A 26,103-nucleotide genomic window follows, 5' to 3' on the forward strand; every position below is an offset into this window, starting at 1 on the left:
CCTGTTCGAATGGACGGCGACGCTAGCAATAGAAGCCCGGTTCGTCAGGCTTTTTTCGCGTCTGCGAGACGGCGGGAAGGCGGAAATCGGGGAGTGCGTCATCAAAGCTTCCAATAAAAACATTTTGCGTCGATAAAACCGCTATGGCAGTCTAGTTCTTGTGCTAAGTCGCGGTTGGGTTCACCAGATGTCGCGGTAAACACGATATCTGGAACGCTTTGGAGAGAAGCTGGCCAAACCGGTTCGGGCACGGACGGCGGAGAGTCCGCCGGGTCCTTCGGTCCCGGAGTTCGCGTGGGATCGGGTCGGGTCGGCGGAGTGTTCCCCGCATCATCGAAGGGGAGAGGACCCATGACCAGTTTGCAGGTCGACCATCTCGACCAACGCGCCAATCCACTCGATATCCTGGAAGCCATGTTCCAAGCCAACGAATGGCCGTTCGAACGGTCGGACGAGGAGGAATTGGTGGTTGAGACGACCGGGGGGTGGTGTGACTACCGCCTGCTGTTCGTCTGGCGGGAGGACATGCATGCGTTTTATTACACATGCTCTTTCGAAATGAAGATCCCGACCGAACACCGAAAACCGGTGTGCGAATTGCTGGCACTGATCAATGAAAAAATGTGGATGGGGCATTTCGACCTTTGTTCGGAAAGCGGCTCCCCCACTTATCGCCATACGATCCCGACCCGTGGCATGAGCGGATTTTCCGTCGAGCAGTTGGAAGATTTGATGGATATCGCGCTGGCGGAATGCGAGCGATTTTATCCGGCGTTCCAATTCCTTCTATGGGGCGGATACAAGCCGGAAGAAGCCGTGCAGGCGGCGCTTTTGGACTGTCAGGGCGAAGCGTAGCATACAGCGGGCCGGAGTGTAGGCCGCAGCAGAGAATTGCCGAAAGGCCCTTTGGCTTTCCTGCCGGAAATATCGGGGGATAAAGTCAAAGGGTCTTTTCGCGTCGATACTGTTTGCGGTACTAGGGGGTATTGCTGTTAAGTATAGGCAAGTATTGGACGTGGCGACGGGGAGGGCGCTAAGGATGAAATGGGCGCCGTGGCGTACGAGGCCGGGGGATGTGACCGTGTTCTTCGAGAAATTGAGCATACGCCAGAAGACCGCCCTCCTTGCGCTGGCGAAACGGATGATGATCGCCGACGCGAAAATCCGGATTGAGGAAGACGCGCTGTTCACCCTGTTGCGTGCGGAAGTCGGAGCGGGATTGGAGCCGCCGACACAGGACGTGTTCGGCAAGATCGACGTGTCGTTGTTCGACGACCGGTATTCCCAGCTTGTCCTTTTGATGACCCTGGCCGTCATGGCCTTCGTCGACAATCATTTCCATGCCAGCGAATCGTCGGTCCTGAACGAAGTGATCGCGCGCCTGGATTTCGACGAAGAGACGATTGCCCAGGCGATGGCGATGGCGGAACGGCAGGGCGCCCTGATCCGCGAGGTCGAAGATTTCTTTCAGGCCAAGGTCTGATAGAACGACGATTGCGCCTCAGCGTTAAATCGAATTCGAAATAGGTGATGTCATGAGTGAACGGTTGGAACGGCCGCTGGTTCTTGTTGGCTGCGGAAAAATGGGCGGCGCCATGCTGGAAGGCTGGTTGTCCTCCGGGATCGCCGGTGGCGGCGTCGTGATCGTCGACCCGACCGGCGCGAAAGCCTTCGACGGACGCAGCGGCGTCAGCGTCGTCGCGGACGGCAAGGATCTGCCGGGCGACTTGAATCCGGAATTCGTCGTGCTGGCCGTAAAGCCGCAGCAGATGGATGGCTTGCTGCCGGATTACAGCCGGTTCGCCGGCCCGGATTGCGTCTTCCTGTCGATCGCGGCGGGGAAGACCATCGATTATTTCGAAAGTCATTTGGGGCGCGAGGCCGTCGTCATCCGTGCCATGCCGAATACGCCTGCGGCCATCGGTCAGGGCATCACGGTGGCCTGCCCCAACGCCCACGCCAGTTCGGCGCAATCGGCGATTGCCGAAGCCCTGTTGCGCGCGGTGGGGGAAGCGGTCAGCGTCGATGATGAAAGTCTGATCGATGCGGTCACGGCGCTCAGCGGCGGCGGGCCCGCTTATACTTTTCTGTTGATGGAAGTGATGGCGAAAGCCGGGGTCGCGGCGGGCTTGCCGGACGACCTAGCGGCGCGGCTGGCGCTGGTGACGGTCGCCGGGGCCGGGCAATTGGCCTTGGCCAGCGACGAACCGCCCGCGACTCTGCGTGAGAATGTGACGAGCCCGGGCGGCACGACCTTGGAAGCCCTGAAAGTCCTGATGCGCGACGGCGACGGACTGCCGGACCTGATGGTGGAAGCCATTGCGGCAGCGACCCGGCGGTCCCGCGAGTTGGGCGCGAAAGAGTGAGCACCGACGCGCCCGAACCCGCCGCCGCCGAAGGGTTGAATCAGAGTTTCGGTATCCTGACCATGATCGGGTCGATCCTCGTTTTCGCCTTCATGGATACGACGGTGAAGTGGTTGGGCGACTTTTATCCGACCTCTCAGATCGTGTTTTTCCGGTGTGCCATGGCGATGCCGGCGGTTCTGGTCTTCGTGCATTTTGCCGGCGGCTTCAAGATACTGAAGACACGGCGACCGTTGCTGCATGCCGCGCGGTCGGCTATCGGCTTGACGGCGATGGGACTGGTCTTCTGGACGTTCAGCCAGATGCGTCTCGCCGATGCGATCGCGATCATGTTCGCCGCGCCCATTCTGATGACGGCCCTGTCCGTGCCGTTGCTGCGCGAACGGGTCGGTATCCGGCGGTGGAGCGCGGTGATCGTCGGTTTCGGGGGCGTGATGGTGATCGTCAATCCGGGCGGCGGCGTATTCGAACTGTCGGCGATCACCGCCCTGGGCGGGGCCTTGTGCATCGCGCTGGCGATGATCACCGTCCGGCGCTTGTCGGCGACGGATCAGGCTGCCTCCATCTCCTTCTGGTTCACGCTCAGCGCCGGGACGGTCAGCGCCGTCTGGGTCCTGATCGACGGATGGGTTGCGCCTGCAAGCACCCTCGATTGGGCTCTGTTGATCGGTGTGGGGCTGATGGGTGGGGTGGCACAGTTTCTGATGACCGTGTCCTTCCGCCATGCGGAAGTCGCGCTATTGGCACCTTTGGAATATCTGTCGATCCTGTTCGCGACGGTTTTTGCTTATGTCATCTGGGGCGAGGTTCCGGGCGCGCGGGTGTGGATCGGCGCAAGCATCGTGATTGCCAGCGGTCTTTATATCATTCATCGGGAAACCCTGGTTATGCGCGCGCAACGCCGCGTACCGAAAATCCGCCGTTAGGTCCGAAGCCACCCGTCTTCGAACCGGATATCCGACAGGCCGCCGAACTTGCGGTGCCGGTCCAATTCCGATTCCAGGCGCGCCATCCGGCCCTTGCCCAGCGAGGTGCCGGGTTCCGCCCACAGGGCGGTGATCTGTAGGCAATCCGTCGCCCGATCCGACTTCATGTCGATCCGCCCGATCATCCGATCGCCTTCAAGGATCGGGAAGACGTAATAGCCGTAGCGGCGCTTCGGAGCCGGGACGAAGACCTCTATCGTATAATCGAAACCGAACAAGCCTTTCAGGCGCTTGCGGTCGCGCAATACGGGGTCGAACGGGTTCAGGATGCGCAGGACATTGGGCGGCGGCCCGACGTCGGATAGGCGCTGTTCCAAGTCGGTCAGGGCATATAGGCGTCGCGGGCGGCCTTCGATCTGTTCGACCTCCACGATCATCACGTTGGTGCCCAAATGTTTGTCGCACCAGGCTTTGGCCTCGTCGGCGGTGATGTGGTCCCAATATCCGGCGATTTCCCCCGGTGTGCCGAATCCCATGCGGGCCAAGGCCGATCGGCAGGACCAGTCGATCAACTCTTCATGGGTGATCGGGGCGGCGCGATGCGGTTCGGGAATGACCCGATGGGTCAGGTCATAGACCTTCTGAAACCCGTCACGGCCGCTGATGGCCAAATCGCCGGTCCGCCACAGATATTCCAGCGCCGTCTTGGACGGGTGCCAGTTCCACCACGCGCCAGGGCCTTTGCGTTCCTCCGGCGACAATTCGCGGGACAGGACAGCGCCCTTGTTTTCGATATGGGACAGGACCGTTTCGGTTTCACTGTGGAAGTCCGGGCCGTGCCAGTTGGTATAGCGTTCCAGCAGATGCGCCCGGCGGTTTTCGAAACGCCGCATCCAATAGGGAAAGAAATCCGCCGGAATGATCGACGCGTCATGGGTCCAGTTTTCGAACAGGCGGCGTTTCTTTTCCAGAAGGCGCTTCAATTGCTTCGGCTTATAGCCGGTCGCCCGTGAAAACAGGATCATGTGATGGGCACGTTCCAGCATATTGATGCTGTCTACCTGCACGAATCCCAGACGGCGGATCAAATCCGTCAAGGCGTCGTCGTCCAGGCTGCGCCGATGCGGTTCGGAGAGCGCTTGAAGGTCTAGGATTAAGTGACGGGCCTGTTCCGCGCTGACGGTCTTGAAGGCCGTCACGCCGATTTCTCCATGGTCAGGACGGTCAATTCGATCTGACCGATATTGACCGCGTCGCGCGCGACGGTTCGGTAGCCGAGGTTCTGGTAGAACCGTTCCGCCCGCCCATGGGCGCGGACACTGAATTTCGTCTTGCCGTTCCGCCGGGCCAGGGCTTCCACCCGCAGGACCAGGGCGCGCCCCAGCCGGATGCCGGCCGCATCGGGATGGACCATCACCTTACGGATATAGGCGCATTTCCGATCCTTCGGATCGCTGAACCAACCGGCACTGCCATGCAGGATGTTCGTATCCCGCGTCCAGGCAAGGATCAGGTGATGCGATAGCAGGGTTTCGGCATCGTCGGGGTCGGCGGTCAACGCGCCCGGCCCGTCGATCTTCTCCGTCGTCGGAAGCTTCGCCGATTGGCTGGCCCAGGTCGCCCGCTGCAAGTCGCGCACGGCGTCGACATCTTCGGGACGGATCGGGGCGATACGATAGGCGGAAAGCATACGATCCGTCCCCGCCTTTACCCGGATACCGGGCGGTTTTGCCGACGCCGACGGGGACGCAGGTCGCTGTCGGAAACACGACCCGCCGCGATCCGGCGCTGTTTAAGCACTTGCAGGATTTCGAACCGGCGCTCATTCGTTGCCCCGCCCCATTCGCGGATTTCGGCAATCGTGCGCAGGCATCCCGTGCATTCGTTGGACGGGCCGTCCAATCGGCATATCCCCACACAGGGAGAGGGTATGTTGGGCAATTGCGCCATTATTGCTGTCGTCTCCAGGTTGCCTTCATTCAGCTAAGCCGGTCCCGTCTGGAATTCAAGCAAGATTCGCGTTTCGGCGGCCAATATTTCGAATATTCTAGAAATATGGTTGACGCTGGATTTCGATCTGATAGGATGGCGGCATGAAAGAACTAGAAGCGACAGCGGCCTGTCTGGAGGCCCTCGGCAACCCCACGCGCCTTGAGATCTACCGTCAGCTTGTGCGGGCGGGGGAGGAAGGTAAAAGCGTCGGCACGATTCAAAAGGCCGTCGGCGTTCCGGCATCGACCTTGTCGCATCATTTGAAGCATCTGGAACTCGTCGGGCTTGTCGAACGTCGACGGGCCGGAACGACCCATACCTGCGTCGCGAACTACATGACGATGGACGAGGTGCTGGGATTCCTGACGGAAGAATGCTGTGCGGACAGCGCATTGCGCCGTGCCCACGATCACGACCACCGTGCCCACAAACTGAAAGCCGGATAGAACGGAGAACGATCATGTCCGATCATGCTCATCACAGTCCCGATTTACCCAGTAATTTCGATTTTTCTGGAAATTTGGTATCATGGCTCCGATCACTTCGAACGGATCGGGTGGTTTGGGCTTTCTTGATCCTGACGGCGGTGACCGTCCTCGCCGTCGGATGGGACGAAACGTCAGGTCTGTTGGGCGCGACATGGAACAGTGTCGTTGAAACCGGGCCCTTTATCCTGCTCAGCGTCGTGATCGCCGCGACGGTGAAGGCGACCGGGGCGGATCGTTTGATCGCGGTCGCCTTGTCCGGGCGGCAAACGGTGGCGGTCTTTTCCGCCGCGGCGTTCGGGGCTCTGTCGCCGTTCTGCTCCTGCGGGGTGGTGCCGTTGATTGCGGCGCTGCTGGCGGCGGGTGTGCCCTTGGCGCCGGTTATGGCGTTCTGGTTGGCGTCCCCGATCATCGATCCGGAAATGCTGGTTCTGACCTGGGGTGTGCTGGGGCCGGAAATCGCCATCGCGAAAACGCTGTCGGCGATCGGGATCGGTCTGGTCGGCGGCGCGGCGGTCATCGCCCTTCAAAAGGGTGGGCACCTGCAAGACGTCCTGCGGTTCGAAAAGAAACCGGCCACTAGCTGCGGTTCCTCGCCGGTTACGGGCGAAAAGCCGGTCTGGCGGTTCTGGCGGGAAGCCCCGCGCCGCACGGCCTTCGTTACGGAAATCGGCACGATGGGCTGGTTTCTGCTGAAATGGCTCAGCATCGCCTTCCTGTTGGAGGCCATGATGGTGGCCTGGGTGCCGATGGAAAACCTTGCCGGCTGGGTGACGGGGCTGGGTGTCTGGTCCGTGCCCGCGGCGGCGGCGGTCGGTGTCCCGGCCTATCTCAACGGTTACGCCGCCATCCCGTTGGTCCGCGGCCTGATGGAAGTCGGATTGCAACCGGGCGCGGCACTGGCCTTCATGGTCGCGGGCGGTGTGACGTGCATCCCCGCCGTGGTGGCGGTGCGGGCCCTGGTGAAGACGCCGACCTTCCTGCTGTATCTGGGGGTCGCCGCCGCCGGGTCCGTCGCCAGCGGTCTCCTATACAGCCTGATCGCGTAACTCTAACCGCGTATATAGGCCCAAACCCGTTCCGGCGTCAGGGGCTGATCGATATCGGTCAGTCCCAAGGCGTCGGATACGGCGTTCACGACGGCGGCGGGCACCCCGATACTGGCGATTTCACCCGCCCCCTTCATCCCCAAGATATTGATGTCGGTCGGCCGGTCGGTGGCGAGTAGGTCGAAAGCCGGCAAATCCGCCGCGCGGGGCAGTTGGTAATCCATGAAAGATCCGCTCAGAAGCTGCCCCGTTTCGGGATCGTAGACCGTGCGTTCGAACAGGGCCTGACCGATCGCCTGCGCCATGCCGCCATGAATCTGGCCTTCGGCGATCAACGGATTCAGACGGCGGCCTAGATCATCCGCACCGGTCATACGTTCCAGACTGACGAAGCCGGTGTCCGGGTCGACCTCGACCTCCGCGATATAGGCGCCGTGCGGAACCGTTTGGACCTCGTGATCGCTTTCGGCCAAACCGCACAAGGCGTCGCGTTCTTCCGCCGGGGTCAAGGCGGCCAGTTCCGTCAGGCTGACCCGGCGGTCCGTGCCGACGACGCGGAAAGCGCCCTCGCCATATTCCAGATCGACGACGGCGGTTTCCAGATGCTCCGCCGCCCGTTCCTTCAGCCGGTCCAACAGGACATCGCTCGCCTTCATGATCGTCACGCCGGCGATGGGCAGGGACGAAGACCCGCCGGTGCCGCCGCCGGTCGCGATCTGCGCGGTGTCGCCTTCGACGACGCGGATGCGATCCATATCGATTTCCAGCTTGTCGGCGACCAATTGCGCGAAGGCGGTTTCATGCCCCTGACCCGATGCCTGTACGCCGGTCAGGATCAGGATATCGCCGTTTTCTTCCAGACGAACCTCGCTCTTTTCCTCCGCCGATCCGCCGGTAAGGTGCAGGTAAAGGCCGATACCGATCCCGCGCTTCAAACCTCGCGCTTCGGACTGGGCGCGACGGGCGGCGAAACCGTCCCAATCGGCGGCCTTCAACCCATCGTCCATCGCGGCTTCGAAATGGGCGGAATCGTAAATGAATCCGTTCGCGGCGGAATAGGGCATCTTCTGCGGCGGGACCACGTTCCGGCGGCGGAATTCCACCGGCCCCAGACCCGTTTCGCGGGACGCCTTGTCGATCAAGCGTTCGACCAGATACTGGGCTTCCGGCTTTCCGGCGCCGCGATAAGCGTCGGTCGGCGCGGCATTCGTATAGACGGCTTTCACCCGCGCATGTAGAACCGGAATGTCATAGACATGGCCCAGTGTCTTGGTAAAGCCCTTGGTGAGAACGCTGACGCCCAGGGCGGAGGCATAGGCGCCCATGTCGCCGACGGTTTCAGCCCGCAACGCAAGGATTTTGCCGTCCGCATCCAGGGCGATTTCGGCACGGCTCGCCTGACCGCGGCCATAGGCGTCGGTCAGGAAGGCTTCCGACCGGCTGGACACCCAGCGTACCGGACGCCCGACCTCCCGCGCGGCCAGCAGGACGAGGCTGTGTTCGGGGTAGTTGGTGATCTTGATGCCGAAACTGCCGCCCACATCGGCGGTCACGGTGCGCAGGCTTTCGGGGGCGATGCCCAGCGTACCCGCGACCATCTTGCGCAGGAAGTGGACGCCCTGGCTTTGCGTATGCAATTCGTAGCGTCCGTCCTGATGGAATCCCAGGGCGGAGCGGGTTTCCAGCGGGCTGACGGATACGCGGTCGGTATGTTGTTCGATCGAAACCGTCCGCGCGGCGGCGGCAAAGGCCGCATCGACGGCGGTGGCGTCGCCTTCTTCCCAGAGGACGGCCAAATCGTCGGATTGCTCCGGGTCGGTGCAGACCGGCAGTTCCTCATAATCCGCGACGATGGCTTCCATCGCGTCCAGGGCTTGGGCTTCCGTTTCGGCGACGATGAAGGCGACGGGGTCCCCGGCGAAGCGGACCACGTCGCGGGCCAGCAAGTCCCGGGTTGGGCTTTTGAACGGGGTGCCGTCGCTGCCGTCATGGGCGGCGGGACAGATCATCGGGTGGCAGCCCAACCGGTCTAGGTCCCGTCCGGTGAAAATCGCCAGCACGCCGGGCATTTCCAGGGCGTCGGCAATATCCAGTTCGGTGATGCGGCCATAGGCGACAGGCGCACGCAGAACGACCGAATGGGCCATGCCGGGGGCGCGTAGATCTTCGACATAACGGCCCTTGCCGGTCAGAAGACGGGCGTCTTCGACACGGGGGATGGGTTTTCCGACATATCGGCTGCTCATTGTCTGATCTCCACTATGACGTCCGGCGCTTGGCGTGGGGGAAGGGCCCCGCCGGGTTTAGCAAGACGGGCAGGGGGCGACAAATACTAGTTTCAACCCGCAAATCGCTTTAAACTGAACCGATTATTCCAATATCCCGTGAGGCGAGGCCATGGCCCGTACCAAATCGTTCGACCCGGATACCGTTTTGGACAAGGCGGTCGAGGTCTTTTGGAGCCGCGGCTTCGAAGCCGCCTCCGTTGAGGATCTCGTGGCCGGAACGGGCGTCAATCGCGCCAGCCTGTATGGAACTTTCGGGGACAAGAAGGATTTGTTCCTGAAGGCGATCGATCGCTACAACGACCACAGTTCGATCAAGGCGACCGCGGAAACCACCGCACCGGTGCGCGCGGTTCTGGAAAATCTGTTCGGCGGGCTGATCGAGCGGTCGACCGATGGCCGATATGCCGGGTGCCTGATCACCAACACGGTTGCCGAATTCGGCAGCAGCGATCCCGAAATCCTGGCCCGCGTCCGAAGCTCCCTGGCGGAACGGGAAAATGCCCTGGACCGGTTGTTGCGGCGCGGTCAGGAGGAAGGGGACGTGCCCGTTAACGCGGATATCCGGGCCCGCGCCCGGCATTTATTGGCGGCCATCCAGGGCATTCAGGTCATCAGCAAGATCAATCCGGATCCCCGCGCCTTGCAGAAAATTGCCGACGAAGCGGTCGAGTCCGCGTTGCGGTAAAATATTGGAACGATAATTCCAATATAATTGGAATCTGGTGGCACCCTTCGCTTTTCTGAAACCGGCCCTTGCCCCTTTTCAAGGCGTGACTATTTGATACTGTCCCGCGCGACGAAATCCAATTTCCGTAACATAAGGAGCGCTTACGTGCCCAATCTGACCGACTTCTACATCGATGGCGCCTGGACTGCCCCGGCCGTCGCAAATCCGCTGGACGTCATCAACCCGGCGAATGAAGAAAGCTTCGCCGTGATCTCCCTCGGCTCCAAGCCGGATGTGGACCGTGCCGTCGCCGCGGCGAAAAAGGCGTTCGAAACCTGGGGCTTCACGACCCCGGAAGAACGCATGGGCTACCTGACCAAACTGGTCGAAGTCTATGAGCGCCGCGCCGATGAAATGGCGAAGGCGATTTCCCAGGAAATGGGCGCGCCGATCAGCATGGCCGGAAATGCCCAGTCCCCGGCGGGCAGCGGCCATTTGCGCGCCTTTATCGAGGCGATGAAGGACTTTCCCTGGGAGCACGCGCTGAATGACGCGACGCCGGGTGAGCATATCGTGCATGAGCCGATCGGCGTCGCCGCCCTGATCACGCCGTGGAACTGGCCGATGAATCAGGTCGCGCTGAAGGTCGGCGCAGCGCTGGCCGCCGGTTGCACCATGGTGCTGAAGCCGTCGGAAATCGCGCCGATTTCGTCCATGCTGTTCGCTGAATTCGTGGACGAGGCCGGGATTCCCGCCGGTGTCTTCAATCTGGTGAACGGCGACGGTCCGACGGTGGGCGACGCGTTGAGCCGCCACCCTGATGTCGACATGGTCTCCCTGACCGGGTCCACCCGTGCCGGTATCGCGGTCACCAAGGCCGCGGCCGATACGGTGAAACGCGTGGCGCTGGAGCTGGGCGGCAAAGGCGGGAATATCGTTTTCGCCGATTCCGACCCGGCGAAATCCGTGAAGCGGGGTGCCATCGGCGTGTTCTACAATTCGGGTCAGTCCTGCAACGCCCCGACCCGTATGCTGGTCGAACGGTCGATCTATGAAGAGGCCGTGGAAATCGCCAAGGCGACCGCCGAAGCGACCAAGGTCGGCGATCCGTCGGAAGAAGGCCGCCATATCGGGCCGGTCGTCAGTGCCGCGCAGTTCGAAAAGATTCAGGGTCTGATCCAGAAGGGCATCGACGAAGGCGCCCGTCTGGTCGCCGGTGGCGTCGGTCGTCCGGAAGGCGTCAATCGCGGCTACTACGTTCGTCCGACGGTCTTTGCCGACGTGACCAACGACATGACCATCGCGCAGGAAGAAATCTTCGGCCCGGTTCTGTCGATGATCCCGTTCGACGACGAAGAGGATGCGATCCGCATCGCCAACGACACGGTTTATGGTCTGACATCCTATGTCCAGTCCGGCGATCAGGCCCGGGCCCAACGGGTCGCGCGCAAGATGCGGTCCGGCATGGTCATCCTGAACGGCGCGGCGCGCGCGGCGGGCAGCCCGTTCGGCGGCTACGGTCAGTCGGGTAACGGCCGTGAAGGCGGTTACTGGGGCATCCTGGATTTCTTGGAAGTGAAGGCCGTCGCGGGCTGGGACCCGAACGCCTAACCCCACCGAACGCGGATCGAAACAGGCGCAGGGCAGGAATGTCCTGCGCCTGTTTCATTTCGTGTGTAATTTGTCCCGATACGTCGATGAGGGGGGCCATGTCGGATAAATCCGTTTCGGAAACAGTGTATCAATTGGCGACGGGGGAGGATGACGCCCGCCTGTGTCGCGATATCCCGGACAGTCAGTGTAACGACCAGCCGGTGAATTTCGTCCTGCAGACGGTTGCCCAGGCGTTGAGCAAGACCGGCGATGCCCTGGCGGACGCGAAGGTCGTGCTTCCCTGGCTGATCGGCGCTGTCGGCGGTCCGGCATTCTTGATCGGCTTTCTGGTGCCGATCCGGGAATCGCTGGCGCTGTTGCCGCAGATATTGGTCGGCAGCCTGCTGCGGCGCTATCCTGTGCGGAAATATTTCTGGTCCATCGCCAGCGTATTGGAGGGACTCTGTATCTTCGGCATGGCGCTGATCGGCCTGTCCGGAATGTCCGGTACGGGGGCCGGTTGGGGTATTGTCGCCCTGTTGACCCTGTTCAGTCTCTCGCGCGGCGTCGCGTCGATCGCGGCAAAAGATACGCTGGGCAAAACCGTGTCGAAAACGCGCCGGGGCCGGGTCAGCGGTTATGCCGCGACAGCGTCCGGGGCGATCGCCAGTCTTGTCGGGTTCTATCTGGTATTCGCGCCCGAAGCCGCCCGACCGGATTGGTTGCTCTACGCCTTGCTGGTCTCCGCGGCGGTGGCGTGGTGTCTGGGGGCATCGTTTTATGCGCGGTTACGCGAACATCCGGGGGCGACGGAAGGCGGTCAGGGCCTTGGCGATGTTATACAGAGCCAATGGGCTACATTGCGCTCCGACAGGCAGCTTCAATTGTTTCTGGCGGCACGGACACTGATGATATCGACATCTCTTCTGGGCCCGTTATTCGTGGCAATGGCGCAGTCGAATACCGGACAAAGCCTGACCGGCTTGGGGTGGCTCGTCCTCGCCAACGGTTTGGCGGCGGCGGCCAGTTCCAGTTTCTGGGGGCGGCTGTCCGATACGTCCAGCCGGAACACGATGGCGATCGCGGCGGGGGCGGCAGGGCTTCTCGGCGTGGTTTGCGTTTCCGCCAGCGCGATGGTGCCGATCCTGACTGGCTCCATGTTGTTCTATGCCGGCCTGTTGTTCCTGCTGGGGATTTGTCATGCCGGCGTCCGGATCGGGCGCAAGACGCATATCGTCGATTTGGCAGGTAAGGATAAGAAGGCGGAATATGTCGCGCTCAGCAACAGCATTATCGGCGTGTTGTTGCTCGCGGTCGGTGCGGTGTCCGGGCTGACGATGATGGCGGGGATTTCAGTGGGGATCGCCGTTCTGTCCGTGCTTGCCCTATTGGGCGCCGGCACCGCGTTGACCCTGCGCGACGTGCAGAATGCGGAATAGGAAAAGGCGCGAAACTTGGCGCCGCGCCTTTTATTTTAGGTTCTATGCGTAGTTTCGCTTGAAACTACATATGCTGTTTGATGGCCTCGTCGAACTGGGCCTTCTTTTCCGGCGTCGCGTCGGTCTGGTATTTGTCGCGCCATTCGGCATAGGGCATGCCGTAGACGATTTCCCGTGCGTCGTCCTTGTCCAGGTCGATGCCCTTTTCGGCGGCCGCTTCGCCGTACCAGCGGCTCAGGCAGTTCCGACAGAACCCGGCCAGGTTCATCATATCGATATTTTGAACGTCGGTGCGGGCGCGCAGATGGTCGCGCAGCTTCCGGAAGGCGGCGGCTTCCAGTTCCAGCGTGGTCTTTTCGTCGATTTCGGTGGTCATCTTTTTCTCCCTAACATGGGCCTGACCCTAAAATGGGTTCCGCGTCTGAAATTACAAATCCTGAACGGTCGCCGCGATGAGCCAATCCGTCACATCCTTGAACGCCGCCGTTTCGTCCTTTCCGGCGGCTTTTGCCTCCCGGTAAATGCGGACTTGATTGTCGGCGCTGGTGCCGCGTTCCAGGATTGTGCGGGTATGCAGAACCTCGTCCATGCAGTTCAGGCGGTCCGCGTCTTCCGCGACCAGATCGATAATTTCTTCCAACAGGTCCGGATAGGGGACCTCGCTATTGATCCCGAAATCGATTAACCCCCGATCCTTGCCGTAGCGCTGCGCGCGCCAGCGGTTTTCCTGGATCAGCATGTTGGAATAATTGCGCCATCGCTGATTCTTCCGACGCAACCGCTGCAACATCGACAGAAGGCAGGCATAGGTCGCGGCGACCGCGATGCCGTCTTCCATCCGCGTGCAGATGTCGGCGATCCGCATTTCCAGCGTCGGGAATTTGTAATGCGGGCGGATGTCCCACCAGATTTTCGACCCGTCCTCCACTGCCCCGGCCCGGACAAGCGCGGTGATATGCTTTTCGTAATGGGACCAACTGTCGAAGCTTTCCGGCAATCCGGTGCGCGGCAATTCGTCGAAAACCGCGAGGCGATAGCTTTTCAGTCCCGTATCGCGCCCCTGCCAGAAGGGGGAGGACGTCGTCAGCACCAGCAGATGCGGCAGGAAATAGGCGATCTGGCCCAGCAGGTCGATGCGGTGTTCGTTGTCCGCGATTCCGACATGGACATGCATCCCGCAAATGACCAGACGGCGCGCGACTTCCTGCAGGTCGTTGGCCAGCATGGAATAGCGTTCCTTGTCCGTATGCTGAAGTCGCGACCACATGGCCGTCGGATGGGTGGATGCCGCGATGGGCGCGAGACCGCGCTTGTCCGCCGCTTCCGCCACCGCCAAGCGCAAGGCGCGCAGCCGGTCGCGCACGGATTGAACGGAAGTGCAGACGGACGTTCCGACCTCCACCTGCGCCTTCAGGAATTCCGGCGTCGCCATGCCGATATCTTCGGACAGGCTGGATTTCACGTCGTCGATGATGGCTTCCTGAACGGCCTGGTCGCCCACCAAATCCCCGCTTGCCGGGTCGAGCAGCAGATACTCCTCCTCAATCCCGATGGTGAAGGAGGCTCCGTCTATCGTGGTCATGGGCGCGCCGTTTCCGTTGTTTCTGCCCAAGGGTGACCGGGCGTCGCGGGCGGCGTCAACCGGTAAAGCGCGTGAAGATGCTGGGATCGCCCAGAACTTCCTCCAGAACGGTCGCCAGAAGGTCGCCGAATTCACGCTGTCCTTCGGCATGTCCGATCAGGTCCTGGCGGACCTCGAACAGCACATTCGGACGGCCCTGCGGCAGGGCGTGACGTTCGATCGTGTGGCCATAGGGGGCCATGCCGGAATAGGGCAGATTGTCCCCGATGACGAGGTCCGGGCGGTGGGCCGCCAACCGTTCCAGCACGCGGTCGGCCATACGACGGTCGCGGTTCGACAGGACCCCGATATGCCAGGGGCGGTGAAGGCCCTGATATTCGTCGGTGCAGCTATGGATCGAAATCACCGCCGGATGTCGGACGGTCTTTTCCTTTTCCGCCAGCAGGCGTTCCACTGCATTGTGATACGGGTGCAGGATGCCTTCGATCCGCGCGGCCATCGCGTCGGGTGACAGGCGGCGGTTTCCGGGAATGACAGCCCCGTCGTAAATTTCGCGGATGCAGGTGAAATCGTCTTCCGGGCGGTTCAGGTCGATGACCAACCGTGAAAATCCGCCGATCACGGCGGGCATGGCAAGCCTGTCGGACACGATTTCGGCGATGCCCCGCGCCCCGATGTCATAGGCGATATGACGGCGCAATGCTTGCGGCGGCAACCCCAACCCGTTCAAGCGTTCCGGCACGGCGTTGGAGGCATGGTCGCACACGATGACGCCTTGCCCCGGTCCATCCTCGTTGCACAGGGCCACCGGGGGCGGATCCGCCGGGGTGAAGAGTGTCTGCGCGGAGGTCGGATGGTCGGGGATAGTCGACATAGCGCGCGCACTATACCGACTGTTTTGGAATTGAAAAGCTCGGTGGCCTGACGGGGGAACTCACGATAAAGTCAGGGTTTCCAGGCATGAGTGGAGCCACGAGTGGAGCATCGAGAGCGGCAATGAAGGCCCGCGGATTCGACGATAGGGAGAAAGAACGCTTCCGCAAGATTGTCGGCGTCATGGACGGCGCGACGATCGACGGGGAGCGTGCCGCCGCGAAGGAAGCCGCGACGCGGCTTGCCGCGATCTATGGCATGACCCTGGAAGAAGCCAAGCGCGAAGCCATGCCGGAAACCGATGACGGTCGGATTTCCGACGAAGAACGCCGCGCCCGTCGGTCCGATTTCGACGCTTGGGCCGCCAGCCGCGCCCGAATGACGGAAGCCCAGGAACGGGCCGAACGCTACAGATACGAACAGGCGAAGCGGGAGGCGGAAGCGCGTGGCCTGGACAAGGACCGCCCCAGCCGGGGACCGGCGAAACCCCGTGTGACGCGGGCATACCGGCCCAGCCGCTATCGCCCGACGGATGAAGATCGCTTCCGGTTGATCGCGGGGCTGTTGCGGGATGGGGCCAGCCTGCGCCGCGCGGCGGATTTGGCGGATGCGTCGGCGAATGAGGTCGCGCGGATCTGGCTGTTGATTCGATAGGATCGGTAAGGGCCGATACCGGACGTTTGCAGCGGCAATTGATTTGCGTGCAGGCCCGTTATACGAAGAAGCGCGGTTTGAACGGGTGACGGGTGGGACACGCAATGTGTAAACAGCGATGAATTCGGATCGGGTTGGTGTCGCGCCATCGGCGATACCGCCCCGGCAATATGCGGAGCTGGCGGCGGTGATCGGCACGATCTGCGCCTTTTCGTTCTGTATCGGATTTGTCTTTCCGGTGATTGCGCTGGCCCTGGAAGCGCGCGGTTTTGATGAGGCAGCCATCGGCCTAAACGCCTCCGCCGGTGGCGCGGGCGTGTTTTGCGGCGGCCTGATGATGCCCCGCCTCGTTCACCGCTTCGGGACCTTCACGATGCTGGCTGTCGGCGTGATTACCGCCGTCGTGATCTTGATGCTCTTTCCGCTGATCGATCACTATTGGGGCTGGGTGCTGTTGCGCTTCCTTTTAGGGGCGGCAATTACCGCGCTGTTTTCTCTGGGGGAAGCCTGGATCAACGCGATCGCGGGCGAAACCCATCGCGGGCGCACCATGGCGGTCTATACGGCGGCCATGGCGGGCAGTTTTGCGGTTGGATCATTCGTGGTCAGCCTAGTCGGATATGAAGGGATGGCCCCCTTTATTCTCGCTGCGGCGATCATCCTCGTCTTCTTTGCGCCGGTTCTGCGGTTCCGCCATCGCGATCCGTTGGAAGATGCGGACAGCCTGGAAGGTCACGGAGACGTTCTTTTGATCGTCTTGAAGCAGGCGGCTATTCTGATGATCGTGGTCGCCCTGTTCGGTATTTTGGACGGTGTGGCCTTGGGTTTGCTGCCGTCCTATTCCCTGGCTGTCGGGGTGCCGGAAGCCCTGGGATCGGTGCCTTTGGGGGCGATGGCACTGGGGGTTCTGCTGTTCCAATTGCCGCTAGGCTATTTAAGCGACCGAATGCGGCGTGAGACATTGCTGTCCCTGGTCATGTTTGCCGTGGTCGGGTTGGCGGTGCTGATGCCGCATGTCGATCTGAACCATTGGACGGGTCTTGTCTTCATGGCCCTTTTTGGCGGATTGTCTTTTTCGCCCTACACGCTGGCGCTGACCATGCTGGGCGACCGGTTCAAGGGCCGTAAGCTGGCGGCGGGCAGCGCGCTTTTCGCGGTCATGTGGGGAACCGGGGCCACTCTGGGACCCTTCGCCTTCGGCTTTGCGATGGAAGAATGGGGAATCCGCAGCCTGCCCTATGGCTTGGCCTTGCTGTTCCTGCTGTCAGGCGCGGTATCCCTACGAGATCGGACGGGTCGTTAAAGCCGGGCCGACCGTTAGAGGCGGCAGGCGCTGACCAGTTTCATCAGGGAATCCGGCCAGTCTTCGATCGGCGCGCGGTAGAGGACGATCGTGCCGTCGGACGAGCGGCGCAGGATACGCCCTTCGACCGGCATGCGGATATCCTGCCAGCGCGTCGTGAAGATCAGGCGCAGGTTCACACCCTGTCCTTCGATCATCCATGTCGGTGAGTGGTTCAGGCGAAGCCCGATACGGGAAATGTCGATTACCCGTGTGTTGTTGCGGTCGATTTCCGCGCGAACGGCATCCACTTCGTGCCGTTCGTGGGCGCGGCGGTTGACCGGCAGCGGCTTCTGCTCGCGGACATACTTCCAGATCATCGGACCCCTTCCTTTACCGACGAACCATTTTGCTGGCCTTCTGGCCGACGCGAATCATAACGCCGGGCGGGCGTTCTTGATACAATTTTCTATGCATTTTATGTATTTTTTCCGACTATTCTGGGGAAGTGTCGGAAAACAGGGAATTATTCGGCCGGGCTGGCGGCGCTGCGGGGGCGCAAATGGGCGTGCCAGTGCTTTTCCCAAAGCTTGAAGCCCCGCGAAATTAGGAAGACCAGGGTCAGGTATAGGATCGCCGCCGCCAGGAAGCCTTCCAGATAGATATAATATTTCGCGTTCACCGTGCGGCCTGCGCCCAGGATATCGACCACCGTGACGGTGGAGGCGATCACCGATCCATGCAGCATGAAGATCACTTCATTGGAATAGGCGGGCAGGGCGCGCCGGAAAGCGCTGGGCAGAATGATCCGGCGCATCATGGTCAGGCGCGACATGCCGCTGGCCTTTGCCGCTTCGACCTCGCCAAACGGGGTCGCTTCGATGGCGCCGCGGAAGATTTCCGTCTGATAGGCCGCCGAATTCAAGGAAAAGGCGATCAACGCGCACCAATAGGCCTCCCGCAGAACCGGCCAGGCGAAACTATCCCGGATGACCTCGAACTGACCCAATCCGTAATAGATCAGGAAGGTTTGAATCAGCAGCGGCGTGCCACGAAATAAATACGTGTAGCACCAGATCAGCGGACTGAAGATCGGGTGTCGTTCAGCCCGGAACACCGCCAGCGGTACGGCCAGCAACCCACCGAACAGCAACGACAGGGCCACCAGCGTGATCGTGTTCCAGATGCCGATCAGGAATGTCTCGTAATTGTCGACGACGACGGTGTAGTCGAAAATCGCGGAGACAATGAAATCCTGGATCGGGCTGATTTGGGCTGCGTCGGCCATGTGTCGATCCTTATGCCCGCCGGATGCCGGCGGAATAGCGGCGTTCCAACAGTCTTAGGGCGATTTCCGAAACCGCCGTCAGGAAAAGGAAAAAGACCAGCGCGGCGAATAGAAAGGTAAACGGTTCGCGCAGCTTCCGCCCGATCGCATTGGCGTTGTAGACGATGTCTTGAAGTCCGATCAGGCTGACCAGCGCGGTGGTCTTCAACTGAACCAGCCAATTATTCGTGAAGCTGGGCAGGGCGTAGCGCACCAACTGCGGCCAGATAATCCGGCGGAAGATCAGTGGGCGGCTCATCCCGCAGGCGGTCGCCGCTTCGATTTGGCCGGACGGGATCGACAGAAAGGCGCCGCGAAAGGTCTCTGTATAGTAAGCGCCCATGATGAAGGCGATGGTAAAGACGCCGGCCGTCATGGGATCGATTTCAACGAAAGTCCAAAGCCCGGTGCTTTCGCCGAACCGGTTCAGAAGAATTTGGCCTTGAAAGAAGATCAACAGCATCAGAACCAGATCGGGGATGCCGCGAATAATCGTCGTGTAACCGTCGGCGCCGGCGCGGGCGACCTTGTTCTTGGACAACTTCGCCCATGAGCCCAGAAGGCCGAAAATCGTCGCCAGGATCAGGGAATAGACGGCGACTTCAACTGTCAGAAGCCCGCCCTTGATAAAAATAAGGTCCCTGTATTCCCAGATCGCTTCCATACCGCCGGTCAGCCTTGGTTCAAAGAAAATGACGAAAGAAAAAGGCCCCGGGTTACCGATCGGCGTCCCGGGGCCTTTCTATGACGGATTAGCCGCCGTAGATGTCGAAGTCGAAATACTTCGCCTGGATTTTGTCATAGGTGCCGTCGGCGCGGATCGCGTCGATCGCGTCGTTCAGCTTTTCGCGCAGTTCGTCCTCGCCTTTACGAATGGCGATGCCCGCGCCCTCACCGAAATATTCGACTTCCGAATGGTCGGCGCCGAAGAAGGAATAGCCCTTGCCGGCGTCGGTTTTCAGGAAGCCTTCATCTATGGCCAGCGAATCCGCCAGCATGGCGTCGATACGGCCGGCCGTGATGTCCAGATAGACTTCGTCCTGGGTCGCGTAGCGGACGATTTCGGAATCCTTGTAGACCGAGGTCAGGAAATCGTCGTGGATCGTGCCGCGCTGTACGCCGATGCGCTTGCCGGCCATGGCGGCCGGGGAATCGTCGGAGAACATGCCGTCCTTCGCCGCGAATTTGGCCGGGGTGTTGTAGTATTTCTTCGTGAAGTCGACGACCTTCTTGCGGTCTTCCGTGATCGACATGGACGCGACGATGGCGTCGTACTTCTTCGCCTGCAGCGCCGGGATGATGCCGTCCCAATCCTGCTCCACCAGTTCGCAGGTCACGCCCATCTTTTCGCACAGCGCATTGGCGATATCGATGTCGAAGCCGATCAACTCGCCGCTGGCGGTCTTTTCGGAGAACGGGGGGTAGGCGCCTTCAACGCCGATCCGCAGGTCGGCGGCTTGGGCGGTGCCGATACCGATCGCGAGCGCGCCCGCCAGGACGGCGCCCGAAATGACGGACTGAGCCAGTTTCGTGAAACGCATTTATTCTGCTCCTTCTGCATGGGCGGGGCCCTTTGAGGCCTTCGCCACTCCCTGTCACGAGACCTTCGCGACGCCCGGCAAGACGTGGTCCCCATCCGGAGCCGTCGCGAACTCTCTTCCCTCCCGGCGGAACATAGCCACGGCCGGTCAGCCGCGGGTTTTCGCCAGGAAACCTTTAAAACGCTCCGACGTCGGATTGTTGAACATATCCTGTGGCGCGCCTTCTTCCTCCACCTTTCCTTGGTGCAGGAACATGACCTTGTTCGATACGTCCCTGGCGAATCCCATTTCGTGGGTCACGACGAGCATCGTGCGCCCTTCGTCCGCCAGGTCGCGCATCACTTTCAAAACCTCCCCCACCAATTCCGGGTCCAGCGCGGATGTCGGTTCGTCGAACAGCATGACGTCCGGGTCCATCGCCAGGGCCCGCGCGATCGCCGCGCGCTGCTGCTGGCCGCCGGAAAGATGGGCGGGATAGTAATCCTTTCGGTCCAGGATTCCGACCTTATCAAGCAGTGCGCAGGCCTTGTCCGTCGCTTCCGCCTTGGAAACGCCCAGCACATGGACGGGGGCCTCGATCACATTCTGCAGGACGGTCATATGGGACCAAAGGTTGAAGCCTTGGAACACCATGGCCAGTTTTGTGCGCAACCGTTCGACCTGCTTTCGGTCGACCGGAATGGGCTCTCCCGCGTCGGGGTAGCGCATGCCGATGGTTTCGCCGTTCACGGTGACGCGTCCGGAATTCGGCGTTTCCAAAAGATTGATACAGCGAAGGAAGGTACTTTTCCCCGAACCCGAGGAGCCGAGGATGGAAATGACATCCCCTTTTTCCGCCGTTAGGGAAATTCCCTTCAGAACCTCGACGGAGCCGAAGCTCTTGTGAATATCTTCGACGACCAATGTCGCATTAGACATATTCATTGCGTACGGCTGCCCTGCGCTCGCTCGACCCTAGTTCGCATCCCAGGCCGGAAGTCTTTCCGGACTAATGACGATACGGTTCCGCTGTCGTTGGGTCGGGCAACATCACCTTTGTCGGGTGAGCCGCCCGATGCAGGAAATCCGTGCCGCCGGGCCGGAGTATGAAGTCTTTTTGACTGTGCCACAACACGCAATTGCCGCGCCGCACGGGGCGTCGATGGGGAAGCCGTCGTCGGCATTCCGCAATCTTCTGTGCTACCGAATCGACCAATGATTCGGCTTAAATGAGAACGAAAGGGGGTGAAATCGTGTGTTAAAGACAGGTGCCCCCTTTGTTTGGGCGATTATTTGATTCTACAAGACTCACATGAGTAGAATTTCGAGTCTGAAAGTGAATTTTTGACATTTTCGACAATGATTTGGGGTGAATATCTTTTTCGTCTCGTTGCGAGGACGGGGCACTTCTCATAATATATTCTGTGTCAGACACTATCTTTTGCGGTCTGCTGGCGTGTGGACGCTAGGGGGAGGGGCCGCGTACCGGGCAAGGCGCCGTTTCTCGTCTTTGTCCGATTCGGAGGCGTTTTGGGATGCAGTTTGGACAAAACCCGACGGCAGTTGCGGTGAAGCAGAGCGCGGGAAGCTTGAAATACGGCTTGCTCGCAAGCGTGTTTGTCTTCGCCGCCGCGCCGCAGGCCCATGCTATTTCTCTGGCCGACGCGGTACGGTCCGCGCTTCAGACCAACCCGGATGTCGGGATCGTCGCCGAAAACAAGCGCGCCGTCGAATACGAACTCATCCAGTCCGAAGGCCAGTATCTGCCGACCTTGGATTATGTCGGGCAGGCGGGCTATGAAGCGACGCGGGACGGCACGACGTTCGCGCGCGGCGAAGGCGAGGGCAGCTTCGGCATGCCGACCTATCAATCGAGTCTGACGCTGACGCAGATGCTGTTCGACGGTCGTGCGACGGATGCCGACGTTGCGCGTCAGGAAAGCCGCGTCGTTTCCGCCACCCGTCGCGTTCGCGAAACGTCGGAATTCATCGGCCAGGACGCGATTGAGGCATATCTTGAATCGCTGCGTCAGCGGGAACTGGTGTCGATCGCCGAAGAAAACGTCCGCAGCCATGAGACGACGCTGGAATTGGTCGAGACCAAGGCCGCGGGCGGTGCCGCTACGACGGCGGATGTGCAGCAGGCGGAATCCCGCCTCGCCGCGGCACAAGCGACCCTGACGGAGGCGGAGGCACGGCTGCGCGACGCAGATGCGACCTATGTTCGTATTATCGGGGAATCGCCGAAGGAGCTCGTGCGGCCGGTCCCCCCGACCTGGGCGCTGCCGAAAACGTCGGAAGCCGCGGTCGATCTTGCCTTGCGCAACAACCCGACGGTCGCGGTGACCCGCGCGGATCTTGAAACCACACGCCAAGAATACCGGACGGCGAAAGCGGCCTTCTGGCCCACCGTCAATTTGGAAGTAACGGGCAATGCCGCACGGAACGAAGACGGGTCGCGCGGGGCCGACTTGAGTGCGTCCGCCATGCTCGTGGTAAACTACAATCTGTTTCGGGGCGGTCAGGACAGCAACAAGGTGCAGGAACTGGTTCACCGGATCGGGGAGTCGCGTCAGCGGCACAACCGGGCCCTGCGCCTGACGGAAGAAGAAATGCGCTTGGCCTGGAACGCGCTGACCAGTTCGCGCGACCGTCTTGCCGCCCAGCGCCGTGAAGTCGAAGCGAACGACCGCGTTCGGGAAACCTATCGCCAGCAATTCGATGTCGGCGGCCGCAACCTTCTCGAATTGCTGGACGCGGAAAACGAACTGTTCATTGCGCGCGGGAACTTGGTGACAACCGAATTCCTGGAGCTGTTCAGCATCTATCGGATTTTGGCCACGGGCGGCGTTCTCATGTCCGCCTTGGATGTCCCGCAGATCGGGGAGGGGCGCACCGTTCTGGATCCGCTGCCCCCGGAAGATGTGGATTTGGAGAAGTCCTTCGGTGCGACCGGTGCGTCCGGCGGCGGGGGAGAGGTCCTGGATCCGCAGATGAACACCATGACGCCGGTCGATCCGTTGGCGCCGTTGGATCCGAATGCGCCGCTCGGCCCGTCTCTTGATCCGAATGCGCCGTTGGACCCGTCTCTCGATCCTCTGGCGCCGCTTGATCCGCTGGCGCCGTTGGACCCGAACCTGACGTCGGAACGGCCCGTCGACGATCCCGCTGTCGTCGACCCGGTGGTCCGGGCGAATGAAGTGCGCCCGTCGTTGCCGACAGTGGCGATGATCGGGCCGCAAGTCGATTACGGCGCCTTTGAGTCAGGGGGCGACGGGAAAGCCCGGTTTACGGAAGATGATCTGCAATCTTCTTCCGTCGTTACCAATATGCCCAAAATAACGGCGGTTCCGTCGCAAGCGGTGACTGTGGAAGCCCGCGATTTGAACGCGCTTCCCTACGGATTGTTCGAATAGCGCAAACGTCCCGTTCCCCTTTGATTTCCTTATAATACATGCCACCTTTGGAAGGTGGTTCGTTTTGTTTATGCGATAAAGCTGATGCTCTAATTTAGGGCTAGTGCTATTGCACATCCATGCCATGCCGAAGCGACTGACGCTGGTCGAAATCCATGAAAGATGCGCGTATGACCCGGCTATTGAAGCGTGTCACGCGCGGCCTGGTGTCTATGAGGGTATGCAATTCAGGTTTCTAGTGCTTTGAAAATAAACGGAGTTTTAAAATATAACATTTTATATAAAATTTAATAAAATATTGCGATGTTTTTCTGGAAATCTGATCGTAGCTGTGAGCATTCTACTAGTGGAAAAGTGCGCGCGGGCCAGAAGTCCGTCCATGCTTCGCCGAAACGGTTCCAAAGCCTAAGGCAGCGGGGCGGAAACGACGAGGCACTATCGGCAAGATGCCGTGCACGAAAAAGATCCGCCGGGTTTTCCGGTTGGAAGAGCGAAGATGAAAAGGGCGAGTGACCATGGCTGTTGAGGGTCAAATCCCGAAGATGGGTCTCGAAAATGGAGCGGACGATCAGTTCGACTACATCAGCGAGGAAAATCCCGTAGCGTCGAGCGCGATCTCCATCCCCGAACCGGGGGCGGGGCAGACGGTGGAAATGTCCGTTCTGCCAGGGCAGCCGATCCGCACCGACTTCGACGTCGAAAGCTCTACCATCTCCGGTGACGGCACGCAGATCATCATGAACTTGGTCGATGGCGGCCGGGTCATCCTGAACTCGCCGGAACCCGGTGCGTTCACGGGCGATCCGCCGGTCCTGCTGACCCCTGAAGGCGCCTATGACGAAGCCGTCGCGCTCTACGGCTTCGATGGGTTCGGCAATCAGTCGGAGTTCACGGAAGAAGACGTCAACAGCATCTTCCAGTTCGGCTCCTCCAACGATTCCCAACTCGTCGGCGACTCCCTCACGATCGAACGCCCGCCGGGCGGCGAAAGCCTTCTCTATGAAATCGGTCCCGGCCAGCCGCTGCAACTGACCTTCAGCCTCGACGATGTCGAGGAAATCCTGCAGACGGACGAAGACATCATCCTGACTTTCGCAGACGGCGGTCAGATTACTTTCTCGTCGATGGTCGATGCGGCCTTTTCCGACACCCCGCCGATCCTGCTGATGCCGGATGGGGCGCTGATGTCCGGGGAAGAGCTGCTCAACCTCGGTTCCGACATCAACGCGCTGGCCGATGCCCTGCAGGGTATCGATTCCGCTGCGGGTGGCTCCAATGTCGGTCCGGTGACCAGCTACGGCGATGGCAGTGGGGAAGACTATTCTGGATCTTCTCTCGGCAGCTTCGTTAATCCGACGATTAACTCGGCACCGCCGCCGCCCCCTCCGCCGCCGCCCCCGCCGCCGCCCCCGCCGCCCCCGCCGCCTCCGCCGCCTCCGCCGCCTCCGCCGCCTCCGCCGCCTCCGCCGCCGGAGCCGGATACGGTGCCTTTGGCGACGCCCAGCAATCTGACGCTGGACGAAGACGATTTGGCGATTGCCGATGGCGACGCCGTGAACGGCACGGATTTCGACAACGCGTCGCAATTCTCGACCGGTACGCTGGGTATCAACGTCAATTTCGGTGCTGATGGTCCGGCAGCCACGTCGCCGCTGGTATTCAGCAGCGCGACTCCGACGAATATGCTCTCCGCCGGTGTCACATCCGACGGAGAGGCGCTGTCTTATTCCTTGTCCTCTAACGGCATGGTGCTGACGGCGAGCACGTCGGAAGGTACGGTCTTCACGCTGACGCTGTCTCAGACATCGTTCAATGCCACGACCAACGTCGCGACCTACGACATCGCCTTCGATTTGGTGCGTCCGATCGATCATACGGGCGGTTCGGATGCGTTGCTTGAATATGTCAGTGGTTCCACCGGGCTGCTGGGCCTTGTCGTTACCGACGGTGACGGGTCCCAGGCGACGGCGCGGTTCTCGATTGCGATCCGTGACGACGTTCCGGAATTGTCCGTCGACCCGAATGCGGTCGTTACCTCCGGTGCTGTCGTCCTGGATGAAGACGACTTGTCCGACGGCACCGACGGGTCCGATTCGCTGGTTGCTTCCGCCGATACCGGTATTGCGGCTGGCGATTTGGTCACCATTGACTATGGCGCGGACGGTCCCGCTGCCGGTGCGCCGTCGGCCCTGCAATACGACGATTTCGACTTCACGATTTCCGGCCCGACGGGTCTGACATCGAACGGCGAGGCGATCACATATAGCCAGACCGGAAACGTCCTGACGGCGGAAGCCGGCGGTCGCGAAGTGTTTACGGTTACCCTGAACGCCGACCGGACTTATACATTTGAGCTGAAAGACACTCTCGATCACGACACCGCCGATGGTCAGAACCTCGAAACTCTGACCTTCACGCTGAACGGCACGCCGAATGCGGCGACTCAGGCAGCGGCTGTCGATGGCGACGGCGACAGCGCCGCGGGTCTCGACGGCGTTCTGATTTCCCAGAATATCGGCGTCACGATCGTTGACGACATTCCGGTAGCGAGTGTTGGTCACACGGAGAATGCGGCGCAGTTGGCTGCGACGGTAGACGAGGACGATTTGTCGGACGGGACGGACGGGTCTCAGGGGACCAGTGT

Annotated in this window: 25 protein-coding genes; 13 read left to right on the top strand and 12 right to left on the bottom strand. The window is 61.0% G+C overall.

All coding sequences use genetic code 11. From position 1 onward, the window contains the following. The first annotated feature begins 351 nt into the window (after window positions 1-351). The 4 genes from HH303_RS15625 to HH303_RS15640 all read left to right on the top strand — a co-directional run bounded on the left by HH303_RS15625 (window position 352) and on the right by HH303_RS15640 (window position 3,292). Window positions 352-855, top strand: coding sequence for a type III secretion system chaperone family protein (locus HH303_RS15625; RefSeq protein WP_169626300.1), 504 nt, complete (start codon window positions 352-354; stop codon window positions 853-855). Between the two features lie 184 nt (window positions 856-1,039). Then, window positions 1,040-1,483: a hypothetical protein gene (locus HH303_RS15630; protein ID WP_169626301.1), complete on the top strand. Its 444-nt coding sequence runs from the start codon at window positions 1,040-1,042 to the stop codon at window positions 1,481-1,483. A 52-nt stretch (window positions 1,484-1,535) separates the two neighbouring features. After that, entirely contained in the window at window positions 1,536-2,366 is an 831-nt protein-coding gene (gene proC, locus HH303_RS15635) for a pyrroline-5-carboxylate reductase (protein WP_169626302.1), read from the top strand. Continuing rightward, on the top strand, window positions 2,363-3,292 hold the full coding sequence (locus tag HH303_RS15640) for a DMT family transporter (RefSeq protein WP_169626303.1): 930 nt from the start codon (window positions 2,363-2,365) through the stop codon (window positions 3,290-3,292). Before proC ends, HH303_RS15640 begins: the two co-directional genes overlap by 4 nt. Here the strand turns inward: HH303_RS15640 and HH303_RS15645 are convergent. From HH303_RS15645 to HH303_RS15655, 3 genes are read right to left on the bottom strand one after another with little or no spacing between them, the layout of a single operon-like run. Further along, complete coding sequence (locus tag HH303_RS15645) at window positions 3,289-4,491, bottom strand: winged helix-turn-helix domain-containing protein (RefSeq protein WP_169626304.1); 1,203 nt, start codon at window positions 4,489-4,491, stop codon at window positions 3,289-3,291. The two genes, HH303_RS15640 and HH303_RS15645, sit on opposite strands and share 4 nt — an antisense overlap. After that, window positions 4,488-4,982 (bottom strand): GNAT family N-acetyltransferase, encoded by a 495-nt coding sequence (locus HH303_RS15650; RefSeq protein ID WP_169626305.1) that lies wholly within the window; start codon window positions 4,980-4,982, stop codon window positions 4,488-4,490. The genes HH303_RS15645 and HH303_RS15650 overlap by 4 nt, the downstream gene beginning before the upstream one ends. A gap of 17 nt (window positions 4,983-4,999) precedes the next feature. Continuing rightward, complete coding sequence (locus tag HH303_RS15655) at window positions 5,000-5,242, bottom strand: DUF1289 domain-containing protein (protein ID WP_169626306.1); 243 nt, start codon at window positions 5,240-5,242, stop codon at window positions 5,000-5,002. Between the two features lie 143 nt (window positions 5,243-5,385). Here HH303_RS15655 and HH303_RS15660 point away from each other — a divergent pair, with 143 nt between their 5' ends. Together HH303_RS15660 and HH303_RS15665 are read left to right on the top strand one after the other, a co-directional pair. Next, window positions 5,386-5,730 carry an ArsR/SmtB family transcription factor gene (locus HH303_RS15660; protein WP_169626307.1) on the top strand — a complete coding sequence of 115 codons (345 nt, stop codon included), beginning with the start codon at window positions 5,386-5,388 and terminating at the stop codon, window positions 5,728-5,730. A gap of 110 nt (window positions 5,731-5,840) precedes the next feature. Further along, window positions 5,841-6,818, top strand: a complete 978-nt coding sequence (locus HH303_RS15665) for a permease (protein ID WP_319637427.1) — start codon at window positions 5,841-5,843, stop codon at window positions 6,816-6,818. A 2-nt stretch (window positions 6,819-6,820) separates the two neighbouring features. On the opposite strand, the gene HH303_RS15670 is transcribed toward HH303_RS15665, so the two are convergent. Next, window positions 6,821-9,064: a xanthine dehydrogenase family protein molybdopterin-binding subunit gene (locus HH303_RS15670; RefSeq protein ID WP_227421847.1), complete on the bottom strand. Its 2,244-nt coding sequence runs from the start codon at window positions 9,062-9,064 to the stop codon at window positions 6,821-6,823. A 151-nt stretch (window positions 9,065-9,215) separates the two neighbouring features. Between HH303_RS15670 and HH303_RS15675 the strand changes: the two genes are divergently transcribed. The 3 genes from HH303_RS15675 to HH303_RS15685 all read left to right on the top strand — a co-directional run bounded on the left by HH303_RS15675 (window position 9,216) and on the right by HH303_RS15685 (window position 12,805). Then, window positions 9,216-9,791 (top strand): TetR/AcrR family transcriptional regulator, encoded by a 576-nt coding sequence (locus tag HH303_RS15675; RefSeq protein WP_169626309.1) that lies wholly within the window; start codon window positions 9,216-9,218, stop codon window positions 9,789-9,791. A 147-nt stretch (window positions 9,792-9,938) separates the two neighbouring features. Then, window positions 9,939-11,384 (top strand): aldehyde dehydrogenase family protein, encoded by a 1,446-nt coding sequence (locus HH303_RS15680; RefSeq protein WP_169626310.1) that lies wholly within the window; start codon window positions 9,939-9,941, stop codon window positions 11,382-11,384. Window positions 11,385-11,482: 98 nt separating this feature from the next. After that, the gene (locus HH303_RS15685) at window positions 11,483-12,805 is read left to right on the top strand and encodes an MFS transporter (protein WP_169626311.1); all 1,323 of its coding nucleotides are present in this window, start codon (window positions 11,483-11,485) and stop codon (window positions 12,803-12,805) included. 64 nt (window positions 12,806-12,869) lie between these two features. On the opposite strand, the gene HH303_RS15690 is transcribed toward HH303_RS15685, so the two are convergent. The 3 genes from HH303_RS15690 to HH303_RS15700 are packed head-to-tail and all read right to left on the bottom strand — an operon-like array spanning window position 12,870 to window position 15,261. Next, on the bottom strand, window positions 12,870-13,181 hold the full coding sequence (locus HH303_RS15690) for a DUF1244 domain-containing protein (RefSeq protein WP_169626312.1): 312 nt from the start codon (window positions 13,179-13,181) through the stop codon (window positions 12,870-12,872). A gap of 51 nt (window positions 13,182-13,232) precedes the next feature. Further along, a complete protein-coding gene (locus tag HH303_RS15695) occupies window positions 13,233-14,387 on the bottom strand; it encodes a carboxylate-amine ligase (RefSeq protein ID WP_264465906.1) in 1,155 nt (384 codons plus the stop codon). Between the two features lie 55 nt (window positions 14,388-14,442). Continuing rightward, complete coding sequence (locus HH303_RS15700; RefSeq protein ID WP_169626313.1) at window positions 14,443-15,261, bottom strand: N-formylglutamate amidohydrolase; 819 nt, start codon at window positions 15,259-15,261, stop codon at window positions 14,443-14,445. Between the two features lie 122 nt (window positions 15,262-15,383). On the opposite strand from HH303_RS15700, the gene HH303_RS15705 reads away from it, so the two are divergent. Next, the gene (locus HH303_RS15705; protein ID WP_169626314.1) at window positions 15,384-15,914 is read left to right on the top strand and encodes a hypothetical protein; all 531 of its coding nucleotides are present in this window, start codon (window positions 15,384-15,386) and stop codon (window positions 15,912-15,914) included. Window positions 15,915-16,032: 118 nt separating this feature from the next. Then, window positions 16,033-17,217: an MFS transporter gene (locus tag HH303_RS15710; RefSeq protein WP_169626315.1), complete on the top strand. Its 1,185-nt coding sequence runs from the start codon at window positions 16,033-16,035 to the stop codon at window positions 17,215-17,217. 14 nt (window positions 17,218-17,231) lie between these two features. Here the strand turns inward: HH303_RS15710 and HH303_RS15715 are convergent, their stop codons facing one another. From HH303_RS15715 to HH303_RS15735, 5 genes are all read right to left on the bottom strand, one after another. After that, a complete protein-coding gene (locus tag HH303_RS15715; protein WP_169626316.1) occupies window positions 17,232-17,576 on the bottom strand; it encodes a PilZ domain-containing protein in 345 nt (114 codons plus the stop codon). A gap of 146 nt (window positions 17,577-17,722) precedes the next feature. Next, complete coding sequence (locus HH303_RS15720; protein WP_169626317.1) at window positions 17,723-18,484, bottom strand: ABC transporter permease; 762 nt, start codon at window positions 18,482-18,484, stop codon at window positions 17,723-17,725. Between the two features lie 10 nt (window positions 18,485-18,494). Beyond that, window positions 18,495-19,187 (bottom strand): ABC transporter permease, encoded by a 693-nt coding sequence (locus HH303_RS15725; protein WP_169626318.1) that lies wholly within the window; start codon window positions 19,185-19,187, stop codon window positions 18,495-18,497. Window positions 19,188-19,275: 88 nt separating this feature from the next. Next, window positions 19,276-20,064, bottom strand: a complete 789-nt coding sequence (locus tag HH303_RS15730; RefSeq protein ID WP_169626319.1) for an ABC transporter substrate-binding protein — start codon at window positions 20,062-20,064, stop codon at window positions 19,276-19,278. Window positions 20,065-20,211: 147 nt separating this feature from the next. Then, window positions 20,212-20,988, bottom strand: a complete 777-nt coding sequence (locus tag HH303_RS15735; protein ID WP_169626320.1) for an ABC transporter ATP-binding protein — start codon at window positions 20,986-20,988, stop codon at window positions 20,212-20,214. Between the two features lie 590 nt (window positions 20,989-21,578). Here HH303_RS15735 and HH303_RS15740 point away from each other — a divergent pair. Next, window positions 21,579-23,459 (top strand): TolC family outer membrane protein, encoded by a 1,881-nt coding sequence (locus HH303_RS15740; protein WP_169626321.1) that lies wholly within the window; start codon window positions 21,579-21,581, stop codon window positions 23,457-23,459. A 515-nt stretch (window positions 23,460-23,974) separates the two neighbouring features. Beyond that, the coding region (locus tag HH303_RS15745; RefSeq protein ID WP_227421848.1) for a T1SS-143 repeat domain-containing protein at window positions 23,975-26,103 on the top strand (2,129 nt) is incomplete at its 3' end.

The organism is Pacificispira spongiicola (assembly GCF_012926505.1).
GTDB classification, from domain to species: domain Bacteria; phylum Pseudomonadota; class Alphaproteobacteria; order UBA8366; family Aestuariispiraceae; genus Pacificispira; species Pacificispira spongiicola.